This is a genomic window from Sporosarcina sp. P19 (genome assembly GCF_002743165.1).
Classification (GTDB): Bacteria; Bacillota; Bacilli; order Bacillales_A; family Planococcaceae; genus Sporosarcina; species Sporosarcina ureae.
This window is the reverse complement of record NZ_PDYR01000007.1, coordinates 53594-67532: the sequence shown is the minus strand read 5'-3', so window position 1 is coordinate 67532 and position 13939 is coordinate 53594. Positions and strand designations below refer to the sequence as shown.

General features: G+C 39.8%; 14 protein-coding genes and 2 pseudogenes. 6 read left to right on the top strand and 10 right to left on the bottom strand.

Annotated features, from left to right (window positions below; translation table 11 throughout):
- Positions 1-2: 2 nt before the first annotated feature.
- The 5 genes from CSV74_RS09310 to CSV74_RS09290 all read right to left on the bottom strand — a co-directional run bounded on the left by CSV74_RS09310 (position 3) and on the right by CSV74_RS09290 (position 4692).
- Positions 3-446: a tripartite tricarboxylate transporter TctB family protein gene (locus tag CSV74_RS09310; protein WP_029054251.1), complete on the bottom strand. Its 444-nt coding sequence runs from the start codon at positions 444-446 to the stop codon at positions 3-5.
- 75 nt (positions 447-521) lie between these two features.
- A complete protein-coding gene (locus CSV74_RS09305) occupies positions 522-1508 on the bottom strand; it encodes a tripartite tricarboxylate transporter substrate binding protein (protein WP_099691429.1) in 987 nt (328 codons plus the stop codon).
- Positions 1509-1706: 198 nt separating this feature from the next.
- Entirely contained in the window at positions 1707-2381 is a 675-nt protein-coding gene (locus tag CSV74_RS09300; protein WP_099691428.1) for a response regulator, read from the bottom strand.
- On the bottom strand, positions 2378-3985 hold the full coding sequence (locus tag CSV74_RS09295) for an ATP-binding protein (protein ID WP_099691427.1): 1608 nt from the start codon (positions 3983-3985) through the stop codon (positions 2378-2380). The genes CSV74_RS09300 and CSV74_RS09295 overlap by 4 nt, the downstream gene beginning before the upstream one ends.
- 179 nt (positions 3986-4164) lie before the next feature.
- Complete coding sequence (locus CSV74_RS09290) at positions 4165-4692, bottom strand: TetR/AcrR family transcriptional regulator (RefSeq protein ID WP_255408337.1); 528 nt, start codon at positions 4690-4692, stop codon at positions 4165-4167.
- Between the two features lie 326 nt (positions 4693-5018).
- Between CSV74_RS09290 and CSV74_RS09285 the strand changes: the two genes are divergently transcribed.
- Positions 5019-6272: a dicarboxylate/amino acid:cation symporter gene (locus CSV74_RS09285; protein ID WP_099691425.1), complete on the top strand. Its 1254-nt coding sequence runs from the start codon at positions 5019-5021 to the stop codon at positions 6270-6272.
- 68 nt (positions 6273-6340) lie between these two features.
- On the opposite strand, the gene CSV74_RS09280 is transcribed toward CSV74_RS09285, so the two are convergent.
- Positions 6341-7444, bottom strand: coding sequence for a threonine synthase (locus tag CSV74_RS09280; protein WP_099691424.1), 1104 nt, complete (start codon positions 7442-7444; stop codon positions 6341-6343).
- Positions 7445-7533: 89 nt separating this feature from the next.
- On the opposite strand from CSV74_RS09280, the gene CSV74_RS09275 reads away from it, so the two are divergent.
- Positions 7534-8190: a reverse transcriptase-like protein gene (locus CSV74_RS09275; RefSeq protein ID WP_099691423.1), complete on the top strand. Its 657-nt coding sequence runs from the start codon at positions 7534-7536 to the stop codon at positions 8188-8190.
- A gap of 143 nt (positions 8191-8333) precedes the next feature.
- Here the strand turns inward: CSV74_RS09275 and CSV74_RS09270 are convergent, their stop codons facing one another.
- Positions 8334-8969, bottom strand: a complete 636-nt coding sequence (locus CSV74_RS09270) for a GGDEF domain-containing protein (RefSeq protein WP_158231779.1) — start codon at positions 8967-8969, stop codon at positions 8334-8336.
- A gap of 108 nt (positions 8970-9077) precedes the next feature.
- Complete coding sequence (locus tag CSV74_RS09265; RefSeq protein WP_099691421.1) at positions 9078-9644, bottom strand: DUF4256 domain-containing protein; 567 nt, start codon at positions 9642-9644, stop codon at positions 9078-9080.
- Positions 9645-9910: 266 nt separating this feature from the next.
- Between CSV74_RS09265 and CSV74_RS17010 the strand changes: the two genes are divergently transcribed.
- Both CSV74_RS17010 and CSV74_RS09260 read left to right on the top strand, forming a co-directional pair.
- Positions 9911-10042, top strand: coding sequence for a hypothetical protein (locus CSV74_RS17010; RefSeq protein WP_255408336.1), 132 nt, complete (start codon positions 9911-9913; stop codon positions 10040-10042).
- A gap of 120 nt (positions 10043-10162) precedes the next feature.
- Positions 10163-10324: pseudogene (locus CSV74_RS09260) on the top strand (universal stress protein); the annotation flags it as partial.
- 62 nt (positions 10325-10386) lie between these two features.
- Here CSV74_RS09260 and CSV74_RS09255 read toward each other — a convergent pair.
- Entirely contained in the window at positions 10387-10881 is a 495-nt protein-coding gene (locus CSV74_RS09255) for an STAS domain-containing protein (protein ID WP_099691419.1), read from the bottom strand.
- Between the two features lie 180 nt (positions 10882-11061).
- Between CSV74_RS09255 and CSV74_RS09250 the strand changes: the two are divergent.
- Both CSV74_RS09250 and sdaAA read left to right on the top strand, forming a co-directional pair.
- Positions 11062-11257, top strand: a pseudogene (locus CSV74_RS09250) (peptidase M42); the annotation flags it as partial.
- Positions 11258-11439: 182 nt separating this feature from the next.
- On the top strand, positions 11440-13017 hold the full coding sequence (sdaAA, locus tag CSV74_RS17005; protein ID WP_099691418.1) for an L-serine ammonia-lyase, iron-sulfur-dependent, subunit alpha: 1578 nt from the start codon (positions 11440-11442) through the stop codon (positions 13015-13017).
- Positions 13018-13103: 86 nt separating this feature from the next.
- Here sdaAA and CSV74_RS09240 read toward each other — a convergent pair whose 3' ends face one another.
- Entirely contained in the window at positions 13104-13928 is an 825-nt protein-coding gene (locus CSV74_RS09240) for a MetQ/NlpA family ABC transporter substrate-binding protein (protein WP_099691417.1), read from the bottom strand.
- Positions 13929-13939 lie beyond the last annotated feature (11 nt).

Below are 13939 nucleotides of genomic sequence, written 5' to 3'. Positions count from 1 at the left end.
CTTTAAGGTAAACTAACCTGCAACAGTGTTCCAAATGCATACCAAGTTACAAACGAAAATACGACCGCAATAATAATGTTGGACATCCACTTCTTGCGTCCATTCAATAAGAACAATAATCCAGCAAGGAACAGGATAGTCGAATACAAGAAACCAATCCGTTCAAACAATACTGTATAAATTAGCATCAAAATGAGCGATACAAGCAAATATAATGGTGACTTGCCGATTCGCAAGGCACGGAAATCAGCAAAGTCATTACCTCGCGCCTTGAATTCTTGATAGAAATAGACAATCCCTGAAATAATTAAAATACTAGCGATTAAAAGCGGGAAATACATCGGACCGTTCGGGTTTCCGAGATTTGATTTAGGTAAGTTGATAGCACTGATTAGCATAATGATACCAACGACAGTTGCCAGGATTGGGGTTATGTAACGAACCATACAGTGTTCCTCCTTCTAGTTGAAAAATTAAAAAAGCGAGCCCGCTTGAGCGGGACTCAATCTTTTTATGTGTACTTACTTCTGTAAACCAGACTCGTCAATCAGTTCTGTATACATTTCTTTTTGCTCTTTCAAGAACTCAGTTGTTTCAGCACTGTCTTGATAGAAATCTTCCCAACCATTGTTCTCTAGCAATTCTTTCCAAGAGTCCGTCTCAACCATTTCCCCGAACGCTTCATTCCAATACGCGATTTCATCTTCAGTCATATCCGGTGGTCCGAGAATACCGCGCCAGTGAGGAAAGACCATATCTACGCCTTCTTCTTTCCATGTCGGTACGTCAGGCAATTCTTCAAGGCGCTCGTCAGCAGAAATTGCAACAATCTTAAATTTTCCTGCAAGGTGCTGTTCTGAGGATTCGGACACTGCCATCGTTGCTACGTCTACGTGACCGCCAAGCAAACTGGTCATAACGTCGCCGCCGCTCTCATATACGAGGAAGTTTAATTTTGTAACATCGACTCCGAATGTTTTAGCTGCTTTTACGAAAGACAAGTGATCGTTGTTTCCAAGGCCAGGCGCAATACCGATCTTTATGGAAGCTGGATCTTTTTTTAGCTGCTCCATTAAGTCCGTTGCTGTTTCATAAGGTGAACCGTTTTTGACTGCTACCGAAATCCACTCTGTTGTTAATGTAGCAAGTGGCGTGAACTCCTCATATGTGAGATCACTTTGTCCAAGTAAGTTATTTGTAATCAATAGACTAGAGTCAATCGCCATTGTATGTGCATCTTTCTTAGAAAGATATTGCCAACCTACTTCACCGTTACCACCCGGTTTGTTGATGACAGTCATACTCTGATCTACAATGTCTTCTTCTTTCAAAATCTTTTGTATAGCACGAGCTGTAGCATCCCAACCGCCTCCTGGTGTTGCTGGTGCAATGAACTCAAGATTCTTCTTTGGGAAATCTGAATCGTCTTTTACACCTGCATTATCCGATGAACAAGCGCCTAGAATAAGTGCAAATGAAAGTGCTGCTACGCCTACTATTTTTTTCATACTGTTCTCCCCTTTTCTTTCTGATTTATCATCTATATGTAGTGTACTTTAACAATTCTAAATTGTAACCGTTTACAAATTTAACAATTCAAAAGACTTTAACAACTTTTTGTTCATTATGTTCACAAGAAAAGCATCCTATGAAAGGATGCTAAAGATTGGTTATTTAGTAAATACTCCATTACTCCATTTATATACTTATAATCCAAAGTATTTACGTTCTGGTCTTCCGACAATTCCATATTCGAGCTCTGCCCTCATCTTCCCCTCTGCAATTAGATATTCTAAATACCTTCGAGCCGTCGTACGTGAAGCACCTAGTCTTTCACCTACTTCTTCTGCTGTCGTTCCTTCGGTCAAAGAATTGACGATATCTATTACTTTCTGCAAAGTTAAAGGATGAATACCCTTAGGTAGATTTGTTTCATCTTCTTTTACTGCCGCGGCATGCACGAAGAGTTTATCAATCTCTTCTTGATCTGCGTAAAGGCTTTCCTGAAGAAATAACCGTCGCTGTTGATAGCGCTCAATGACTTCTTGTAACTTGGTTAATTCTACAGGTTTCACTAAATAGTGAAATGCACCTGCCGACAAACTTTGTGCGACCAATTCACGATCTGTAGCTGCCGTAATAATGATGAAATCCAATGAGGGGAAGTCTACTTTCAACTCCCGTACCAAATCAATACCTGATTGGTCAGGCATGTAAACATCCACCAACAGCAAATCCACCGGCTGTTTTTCGAGCATTTCCCATGTGTCTTTTGCACGTAACGCTTGCCAGACTACTTTCACGCCATCTACACTTTCTAAAAACTGCTGATGTATGGAGGCAATACGAAAATCATCTTCTACAATTCCCACATGAATCATTTCACTTCACGCTCCTCATGTTCTGCATGTTTCGGAATATAGACAGAAATGATTGTGCCTTCTTCTGTACTGGACACTTGAATTGTTCCACCTAGCGAACGTACAGCTTGCTGTACATTCGCTAAGCCAAAACCTCTTCCTGTCTTCGATTTTGTAGAGTAACCTTTTTGGAATAACGTATCAATTTGGTCTGTCTGAATACCATGTCCGTTATCTGACACTTCAAAAATAACATCTTCTCCAAAATCTAAAGCAAAAAATGAAACATGTCCTTCCGAATGGTTTGCGGTCACTTCCAGCGCATTATCAATCAAATTCCCTAGAATTACAGTCAATGCACCCGTTCCCAACCATTTTGGTAACGATTCCAAACTGCTATTGTCATCAATTTCAAATCCGACTTTCATTTCAGATGCCTTTCCCAATTTTCCAAACAGAATAGCTTGTACATGTGCGTCTTTAATGTTTTCGAGGATAAATTGATTGGTGTTATCACTAACATTGATTTCGGTTTGAATCGTGCGAACTGCTTCCTCATATTTGCCGAGTTGCAATAAGCCTGAAATTAAATAGAGTTTATTTGTAAATTCATGCGTTTGCGCTCTCAAGTCATCCGAATACTTCCTAACTTCATAGAGCGTGTTCACAACTTCCACCATCTCTGTCGTATCACGGAAAGTAATCAGTGCGCCTTTTTGTACTCCTTCTAGTTGAAGCGGCATCCCACTGACAACCAGTCTCTTTGCAGAATAGACCATTTCAAAGGATTGAGTGACCGACCCATTTAATTCTGCCACAGAAGGCAAGTTAGGAAATATTGTCTCTATGTCATCTCCCTTACGATTCGTACGAATGCCTAAAATAGAACGGGCCGCAGTATTAATCAGTGTAATCTTACCTGATTGATTTACTGCAATAATTCCTTCATCGATTGATGCCAATATCGCTCTTCTTTCCATATAAAAGTTTGCTATTTGTTCTGGCTCCAGCCCAAATGTATCTTTCCTAATGGATTTTGCCAATCGAAAACTGATGTATATTCCGAGGGCAAGGATCAGCAATGATATATAGATCAATTTTTCTACACGATTATGCACATTTTCCCGTAGATCTGAGATTAGATACCCTACTGTTACGACACCAATAATTTGATTTTCTTGTTCATTATAAATTGGTGCTTTACTGCTGACTGATGGACCGATAATTTCGCTAGACAGCATAGAATAATTCGCTCCAAACACAATCGCTTTATAGCCATCTTCAAATGGTATCACTTTGCCTATTTGACTATCATCCGGTGAAGCGAGAATATGCCCCGCTTTGTCTTGAACTACAATAAAAGTAGCATCCACTTGATTGGAATAACGTTCAATTACCGCTTCCAAATCGCCGGCCTTTTCCACATCCCCTTTCTCCTCAAGACCATCTTTAACTGTGTTCATATGAGAAAGCATCTTTGCAGTTTGTAAGCCTACTGTATGACTACGATCAAGTAAGTTCAAATAGTCTGTGATGACAAAAACGATTAGCATAAGAGTCATTAAAAATAAAATAAGTGAAGTAACCATTAACAATATTTTCTTTTGCAGTTTTGATTTTAGCATTGCCCGTCACTTCCAACTAAACAGTTTTTATACATCTTTTGAACTTCTACTATTTCAAACATCGGTGTGTGTAAAACCAAGATACTATCCATGCTATACCTAACAATACATCTTAATAAGGCTTGCATAAGTAAAAAGCATAAACTCTATATGTGAGCTTACGCTTGTGTATATCATACTTATATTTTCAACCCATGTAAAAATAATTGTGTGATCTCTTCGGCCAGCTCATCTGGTGTATGAGAGCCTGTCCAAAGTTTAGTGATCGCCAGATATTCGATCGCTCCAACCATGGCAGCAGCGACCACACTGAAATTTACATTAGTATGAAAGTATCCAAGTCTAGCTTCTTCTGTAAGATTACTTTCTATTTGAGCAGTCATTTGGGCTTTAATAGTAGTTGCTTCTTCGGAAACGACGAAACCAATCCGGGCAACTTCTTCATTTTGCTGGAAGAGTTCAAAAACGGCACGCAAGCCATAAGCAATTCGTTCCATTAACCCTTCTTCGGCCACATCTGCAGGTAGTTTGCTTTGTGCTACATGATGATACAATTTCTCTTTGAATACATTGACTAATTCCTGGAATACAGCTTCTTTGCTTTTAAAATATAAGTAGAACGTTGGCTGCGTGACATTTGCTTCTTTCACGATTTCACTAATCTTTGTTTTATGAAAACCATGAATAGCGAATTGCATTGCTGAGATTTCTAAAAGTAATTTACGACTTTTTTCGCCATCTGCTCCTACTTGACGCCCTCTTTTCTTCAGTTAAAACACTTCCTATCTTAATATAAAGAATTATCAATAGATAAACTAATTGTACAGCTAGATATTAAAAAAACCAAACAATACATTGAATTTTAAAAGCAGTTAATCTATTTGTTTAACCTTTATCCTCTTCAACTAGTTAATAATTTACTAAGCAGGTATCAAGACAGGTTGACATTTTGCAAAATATATCGAATAATGGTAAGTAAGCGCTTTCATATTTATGTTTATAATCGAATACATTATGTTAAGGAGGGATCTGTATGAAGTTGGCCAGAAATATTATTATTGCACTTATTGCAGGGGTAGCTGTCGGTTTAGTATTGAATATTTTCACACCTAGTATTTTTACACAAGCTGACGCATTTCTTTTCAAACCACTCGGTACCATCTTCTTGAATCTGATGAAGATGTTAGTTGTGCCCGTGGTATTCATTTCAATCGTCCTCGGAACGGTTGGAATGGGTGATCCGAAGAAATTAGGTAGAATTGGTGGGAAGACGATCGGATTTTTCTTAATTACAACAGCCATCGCTCTTGTCATCGCACTTTCTCTCGGTCTATTGCTAAAGCCTGGTGAAGGAGGTAACTTCGAAACAGCTAACGCCACATATGAAGCACAAGAAGCTCCACCAGTAGCAGAAACTCTATTAGGCATTATTCCTACAAACCCGATTAGTGCGATGGCAGAAGGTAATATGTTGCAGATTATCTTCTTTGCAGCATTGGTTGGCTTTGGAATGGCAATGATGGGTAGTAAAGTTGAAAGAGTGAAAGAGTTATTCGAACAAGCGAATGAACTCATTATGTATCTGATTACATTTGTGATGAAGTTCGCGCCATACGGAGCATTTGGTTTGATTGCATCCGCTGTAGGAAGTCAGGGTATGGACGCACTTAAGGTAATGGGTATGTATATGGGAGTTGTTCTGGGAGCCCTTTTAATCCATACGATTGTCGTCTATGGTGGATCAGTCGCATTGATCGGCAAGCGCAGTCCCATTTGGTTTTTCAAAAACTTCTTTCCAGCTCAGGTAGTCGCATTCAGTACCGCCAGTTCTGCTGCGACACTACCTATTTCAATGAAAACGGCACAGGAGAAGTTAAAAGTACCGGAGTCTATCAGTTCGTTCACTCAATCGCTTGGCGCCACTATTAATATGGACGGCACCGCGATCATGCAAGGGGCAGCTGTGATATTCATTGCACAAGCTTATGGTATTGAATTAACTATTGGACAGTTACTCACTGTTGTTTTAACTGCAGTACTGGCTAGTATTGGAACGGCTGCTGTACCAGGCGCTGGCCTAATTATGCTAGCTATGGTTTTGACGTCAGTCGGTCTGCCAGTTGAAGGAATCGCACTCGTTCTCGGAGTAGATCGTCTACTTGATATGGTGCGTACAGCCGTCAACATTACCGGTGATGCTGCATGTGCGGTTGTCGTTGCGAAAACAGAAAATGTTTTAGGCGAGCCAGATGTTGAAGAGATTCAAGGGAAAACGGAAATCGCGTAAACTTCAATAATTCCTGTACGGAAAACTATCGTGTTTACTAAACATGACCGCTCTCCGTGCAGGTTTTTTCATGTTGGAGACTTGATTCCCGCTCCGCATAGCGGGATCACGATGACTTCATCTCTAGAATTCGCATATTTCATGTACCCAGCATAATTAACAGCCGAAGTGATTTCTACATAGAAACCTTTTACCGCAAGCATCTCACGTGCTTCCAAAATTTCATCTTCCGAAACAGTAATGAACGTACCTTCTGTCTCTCTAATAGCTTCTACAATTTGTTTGGATCTGGCTGGTGATGCAATGGCAATACCTTCTGCAAGAGTTCCTTCATTCACGAACGGCTTTTCTTCGAAATCTTGACCTTCAAATGCTTTAGCAATCGGTGAACAATTCTCTGCTTGAATAGCGATGATCTTCGGCATATACTCAATTTTCTTCGCTTCCAGTAACTCTCTAAACCCATAGTAGGCCCCTAATAACAAGGTTCCATTTCCTACTGGAATTAACACTGTATTAGGTGCTTTGCCTAATTGTTCATAAACTTCAAAAGCATACGTCTTCGTACCTTCGTAAAAATACGGATTGTAAACATGGCTTGCATAAAACACTTGCTCTTCTTCCACTGCAAATTGAGCCGCAGTCGCTACATCTTCTCTTGTTCCTCTCACTGTTTTAATAGTTGCTCCATGCGCTTTAATTTGCGCCAATTTATTGGGTGATGTATCCGCACTTACATAAACATCACACTCTATTCCTGCTTTGGCACTGTATGCAGCGATAGCTGTTCCCGCATTACCACTACTATCTGCAATCACCTTGTTCACGCCCAACTGTTTTGCCAGTGTTACAAGTACCGCTGCACCTCGATCTTTAAAAGAAAGTGTAGGCATCATAAAGTCTAGCTTGACCAAAGTGTTTGGGTCCGATTCATCTAATTCTAGTAATGGTGTTTGACCTTCCCCAAGCGTAATAGAACGCCAACCACTTAAATACTCTTTACCTGCCATCGAAGGAACATATCTCCAAATGGATCGTTGACTCGTCCAATTATCATATGGGGTGTCAGATTCTGTTTGTGATAAATTTAGTAGACCGCCACATTCACATTTCCAGCGCGTTGCTTTAATAGGATATACTTGCTTACATTCCGAACAACTATATAGGGTCATGTTCGTGATCTCCTTTATGTAAATATATTTTACTTATAACAGGTTTCTATAAAGTTTTATTGGTTAGACTGAATATGGGAGGGATTACTTTGAATGTACTAATTGAATGGATCTATAAATCAAAAAAAAGAGTACAAACCGTTTTCAAGTCTGAGGAATTACCTGCAGAACAAGCGCTGTTGATTGCTGAGGATTTAGAGAGAACGGGTCGTACAAAACAAATACTATTCACAGATCAGTTTGATAGTTCCTGGACTATTAAGGAATTAAAAGGCTATTTGAAAGGAATCGAGACAGAGCCACATAATATCACTGTATATTTTGATGGAGGATTTGACTGGGACACCAAGTTGGCTGGCCTCGGTTGCGTACTCTATTATAACCAAAATGGTAAATCCTATAGACTGCGAAAAAATGCCATGGCTACTCACTTATCCACAAATAACGAAGCTGAATATGCAGCACTTCATCTGTGCTTGCAAGAACTCGAAACTCTTGGAGCACACCACCTACCCATTGAAATTATGGGTGACTCCCGGGTCGTAATCAATCATTTAAGTGAACAATGGCCAGTCATTGAAGAAGAACTATACAGCTGGGCGAATAAAGTGGAAGAAAAGATGGAGTCTTTAGGATTCCAGCCCCGGTATGAACTGATTTCACGCAAAAAGAACAGCGAAGCAGACCGCCTAGCAACGCAAGCTTTGACAGGTGTGGAAATTACGGCGACTATTGAGAGAACATGAGCAGTTTCAGCCTAAATACTATTTATCCTATACATGCCCGGCACTCAATCAAGTTTAGATTTGTCGGGTGCATGGGGATATTCGTCCGTTTCAAAAATCCTCACTAAGTCTGCTTGGCAGATTTAACAAGGATTCGGGATTTCTTATGCTTTTTTCATCTCATACATAGATGTATCTGCCTTCTGAATAAGCGCCTCAAAAGTCTCTCCATCATCCGGATAAACTGCGATTCCGATTGAAGCACTGACGGTCTGGGCTAATTCCATGTCTAAATTAGATAATTTAATTCTTAAATTCCGAACATAGTCTGAAAGTGTATCCTCTTTGAGATCGAGAATGACATGTACAAATTCATCGCCACCCCATCGCACGACATAGTCCTCTTTTTTTGCGATGTTCATAATAAGTTCCGCAACGCAACGTAATAATTCATCTCCTGTTTGATGACCGAATGTATCGTTTATATCTTTAAATTCATCAAGATCGATCAAGACTACGCCCATTTTCTTCCCTTGACTTCTATATTGGTAGATCTGTTTCTTAAATACTTTATCTATTGCACGCCGGTTATATGCATTGGTTAGCGGATCTTTCTCTGCGTAAAACTTGGCTACGTCGTATTGTCTCCCACCTGTCCAGGCAACTAGCAAGAATATCCCTGTTAAGACAAAGAAACTCCTATCAAACAGATAACCTAAATAGATATGATAATAGCCATAACGCAAGATATTAAACAATATTACAACACAAACAGCCACTACTCTACCTCTATACCCCATACTATGTCCCCATATCAAACCACATTTTTCTCTCATCTTACCACAGATGGAATGTACAGGAAAATAGAATGGTGATAGAAATTACATAAACTATATTACCCTAGTATTTCACAGTCTGAGTAACCCTCGAAATCCTCTTGCAGCATAATATGACTCTGCTCCATTGTGATACAAAAATACCTGATCGTATCGACGGTCGCAAAAAAGAGCGCCACCACGTTTCCTAATTTCCTCTGGAGTCTGCACCCAGCTCGATGTTTTTTTGTCAAATTCCCCAAACTGTTGAAGCCACCTATATTGTTCTTCTGTCAATAATTCAATACCCATCTCATTCGCCATATCCATCGCATTGTTTTCCGGCTTGTTCTTCTTTCTTGATTCCAAAGCTTCTCGGTCATAGCAAACACTTCGGCGGCCCACAGGACTCTCTGCTGAACAATCAAAAAAGATGTATTGATCTGTTGTTTTATCATAGTCTATCACGTCAGGCTCACCTCCCGTAACTTCCATTTCATGGAGGGTCCATAGTTTTTCTACGTTTGTTAATAGCCTGTCATGTAACGAAGACCAGTCCACATTTATGTGACGATCCATATTACTAGCAAAACGTGATTGAAGTGTTTCGAGTAGTTTTTCTTGTTGCTCTGCTGATAACTTCTTAATTATATTTGTCATGTTCTGTTCCTCCTAACTGATTCTACGCTCTGATCAATACATGTTAGTATATTCATTTGTAAATTATTATACAAGGTGATTTACTGCATTCCTTCTATAGTAAATATATTACATAAAAGCAGAATTTCATATATCATTCTAATTTCCTTTAAATAATTAGACTGTGTGTATAAATATGGTATAGTGAGAAGCAAATTATTGCCATGCTATCGTTATGACATCGGACTTAAGAAAGTTGATCCTGATTTTCTGAGGAGATTTGGCGAATGAATGAATACATGGATATTCTAGTCGCGGTAGATGGTTCAAGCGTGGCAAAATTGGCTTTGTATAAATCAACAGAGATGATAATGCTAGAAGAAAATGCGCGTTTTCATCATCGATACCTTTTCAATTGATGAAGATGACGCATCTTATCTAGAACGCGAACAGGAGCACATAGAGGAGTTGCCGAATAGCGATAAAGCCTTTGCCAAAGAAGAAGGAATTGACCACGTGGAAACACACATGGTGATCCTAAAGTGAATATTTCCAAAGAACTTGGTCATGAACTAGAAGCCGACATAATCGTCTGTGGCGCTCAAGGTTTGAAAAATGCAGAGCATTATTTTCTAGGTTCTGCATCTGAAGCAATCGTTTTGACTGCATCATGTGATGTATTAATCGTTCGACGTAGTTAGTGATAATAAATTAATGCCTGTGTAACAGTAGACTAAAAATCCGCTGTTGCACAGGCATTAATTTATTTTTTATACACAATTTCCATTCCCTTTTGATCCAATAAATAGCGAAGACCTTCACGGAAATTCGTAAATGCACGAATTTGAGTAAAGCTTGATACATTGGATAGAATCAAGTTTTGAGCAAATTCAGGTGAGAATCCTACAAAAATCGTTTCTGTACCCATTAATTGCAACACACTGACCAATTCATTGATTTTTTCACTCAGTAGCTCGTACCCCATATTTTCCTCTACTGCCAAGGTGCTGATATCGGTAAAATCAAAAACTACTGTCAGTATATTATTAGCAGATATTCTTTTTACAATTTTATTTTGGATATGCATAAAGCGCCCTACTGAAAGAGCACCGGTTAGCGGAACTAAAATCGTTTCCGGTACAATGGAAGGTATAATGGGAGCTGATAAATCCTCTATGATCTTCTCATACGTTATAATTTGTTCTCTAAGTTCTCTAAGTTCTGTAATTTCTTGTACTGTATTTGTTTCTTCATTCATGTAAATGTCCCCTATCTTGCGTGTCATATTGTAAATTTATTTAGTTTTTTCATTGATTAATTATATCATAAGTTCATCTGATTAGACTTATTCAGTTCATTGTAAATCGTTGAAATTATACATTTAACGCGATAGACTAAACTAGTAAACGTCCAATAAAAGAACATTGTTTAGCTGGCTTATCAACTAGATTTGTATCCACGTTACGGTTCTGATGCATCTGTAGCTATCAAGGCAGGACACGACATCATCCACGGCTTAATTGGACCGGGAATTGACTTTTCCCATGCGTTTGAATGTACACATGAAGATTCATTAAAAAAACACTTTACAATTGATCTATCATCATTTGCTATCAGATCTTCAAAGTTATTAAAATGTATACAAGATACTGGGCATTTGATGCTTCAGTATCTTTTCGATTGATTGACATTTCACTTATAATAACAAATAATATAAGGTAAGCGCTTTCAATATAGCAGTAATTACTATCAAATACAGCGAGAGCGGTTCCAGTATTTTTCGTACGGAACGGTTCTCTTTAGGGAGCAAACACAAATGGCATTCACTAGTTTAAACCAACTGATCGAGCATGCGGAACAGGATCATACTCCGATTTTCGAGTTAATGATCCAGTCTGAAATTAAGCAAAAAAGCATGCAGAGAGAAACTATCATCAAGAAAATGTCAGAGCAGTTTACGGTGATGGAAGAAGCAGTTCGTAAAGGGACGACTTCATCTGTCATGTCACGTACAGGACTAACAGGCGGCGACGGACAACGATTATATGATTATGCGAAAAAAGGAAATTCTTTTGTTCATCCATCTACCCTACACACCGCTGCGAATGCACTGGCTGTATCAGAGGTCAACGCGAATATGGGAAGAATCGTGGCAACCCCCACTGCGGGATCAGCAGGAATTTTGCCTGCAGTTCTCGTTCATGCGTTCGATAGTGGTAAGTATACCCGCGAACAAATTGTCTTATCGATGTTCACGGCATCTGCACTAGGGTTAGTCATTGCAAATCGTGCTTCCATTTCAGGAGCTGCAGGAGGATGCCAAGCGGAAGTCGGCTCTGCTACTGCAATGGCAGCAGGGACATTAGTGGAACTTGCTGGCGGTACACCTGACCAAGTCGGTCACGCAATAGGTATCGCACTGAAAAACTCATTGGGACTGGTTTGTGATCCTGTGGCGGGTCTAGTAGAAATCCCTTGTATTATCCGAAATGGACTGCATGCTATCACAGCTGAAGCTGCCGCAGATATGGCGATGGCAGGGGTTGTTAGCATCATTCCTCCAGACGAAGTGATCCATGTTATGCACGAAGTGGGACAGAACATGCCCGAGTCACTGCGCGAAACTGGAATCGGCGGACTTGCTGGTACGCCTACGGGTCAAAAACTGAAAAACCAAGTATTTGGGAAAGAAAAAGTGAAAAAAGAAAAGAGCAGCGGTGCTCCTGCTAAATACCAAAGTGCCTATGAAATCATCGGCCCTGTCATGATCGGTCCATCAAGCTCACACACTGCTGGAGCTGTTCGAATTGGAAACGTTGCACATCAGCTATTGAACGAACAACCTATTCGTGCGAAGTTTTCCTTAATGGGTTCTTTCGCCACTACTTACCAAGGACACGGTACCGACTTGGCGCTTCTGGCTGGTGTCATGGGGTACAATACGACAGATGAAAGAATTCCGAACGCGAAAGAACTTGCGAACAAAATAGGATTGGAATATGAATTTACGAAACGTGTGCTCGGCAGCTATCATCCCAATACTGTACTGGTCGAGTTAACAGGCCCAACCAACACAATAAAAGTCCTCGCCAGTTCACTTGGCGGAGGTAAAATTGAAGTGCAGGAGCTTGATGATTATCCGTTAAAATTCTCAGGCGAACGTCCGGCACTATTAATTCGCCACACCGATCAAAAAGGTGTTATTGCAGATCTTTTAGGTATTCTCTCAAGAAAAGGAATCAATATCGCGCGTATGGCGAATGAACGGTTTGCAATAGACGGTCCCGCTATTACGATTTGTGAAATCGACGGCTCTGTAGACGAAGAAATGCTTGCCGAGTTAAAGCGCGACGTGCCAATTATTGATGATATTGTCTTGGTAGAAACAGAATAAATGTGCAGTAAAATACCAGACGTGAAGACATTTTCTATCGTCTTCACGTCTGGTATATTTTTACCTTGCTACTATACATGTAAGTATTATTTATCCATCCATGCTGGTTTACCGAACCCTTTAAATTCGGATTCAATCACTTCTAAGAATTTCTCAGATTCTACTACTTCCATAATATCTTTTGCAAATTGCTTATCCACATTTTCTGTTTTCACAGCTACCACATTACGGAACCGATCGGGCATATCTTCTAAAGCCAGTGCTTCTAACAAATCCATATTTGCTGCAATGGCAAAGTTACCAGGTACTGCAGCTAAATCAGACCCCTCAACCGAACGAGGTAATTGTCCCGCTTCAACCGGCTGAATGACTAAGTTTTTCGGGTTCTCTGTAATATCTTTTTCAGATGCTGTCAATTGATCAATACCTTCATCCATTTTCACTAACCCTGCATCTTCCAATACATATAATGTTCTCGCTGCGTTCACGGGATCATTCGGAATAGTAATTGTTGATCCATCTTCAATTTCCTCAAGAGAAGTATATTTGTTTGAATAGATACCTAATGGCGCTGTCGGTACTATAATCAACTCTGAGAGTTCCATATTGTTTTCTTTCTCGAAGTTTTCTAAGTACGTAATGTTTTGGAACAAGTTCGCATCTATATCACCACTGTCCAGTGAAATGTTTGGCTGAATATAATCACTGAACTCCGTGATTTTAACGGTATAACCTTTTTCTTCAAGACCAGGTTGTATCGCCTTTTTCAGCATGTCACTATAAGGACCTGCTGTTGCACCAAAATGAAGATTTTTATCATCATCCGATTTTTCAGTGGACTTTTCTCCTCCACAAGCAGCCAAGGCCGCAACCAACGCAGTAAGAATGATTGTAAGTACCAGTTTCTTCATAATCCATCTCT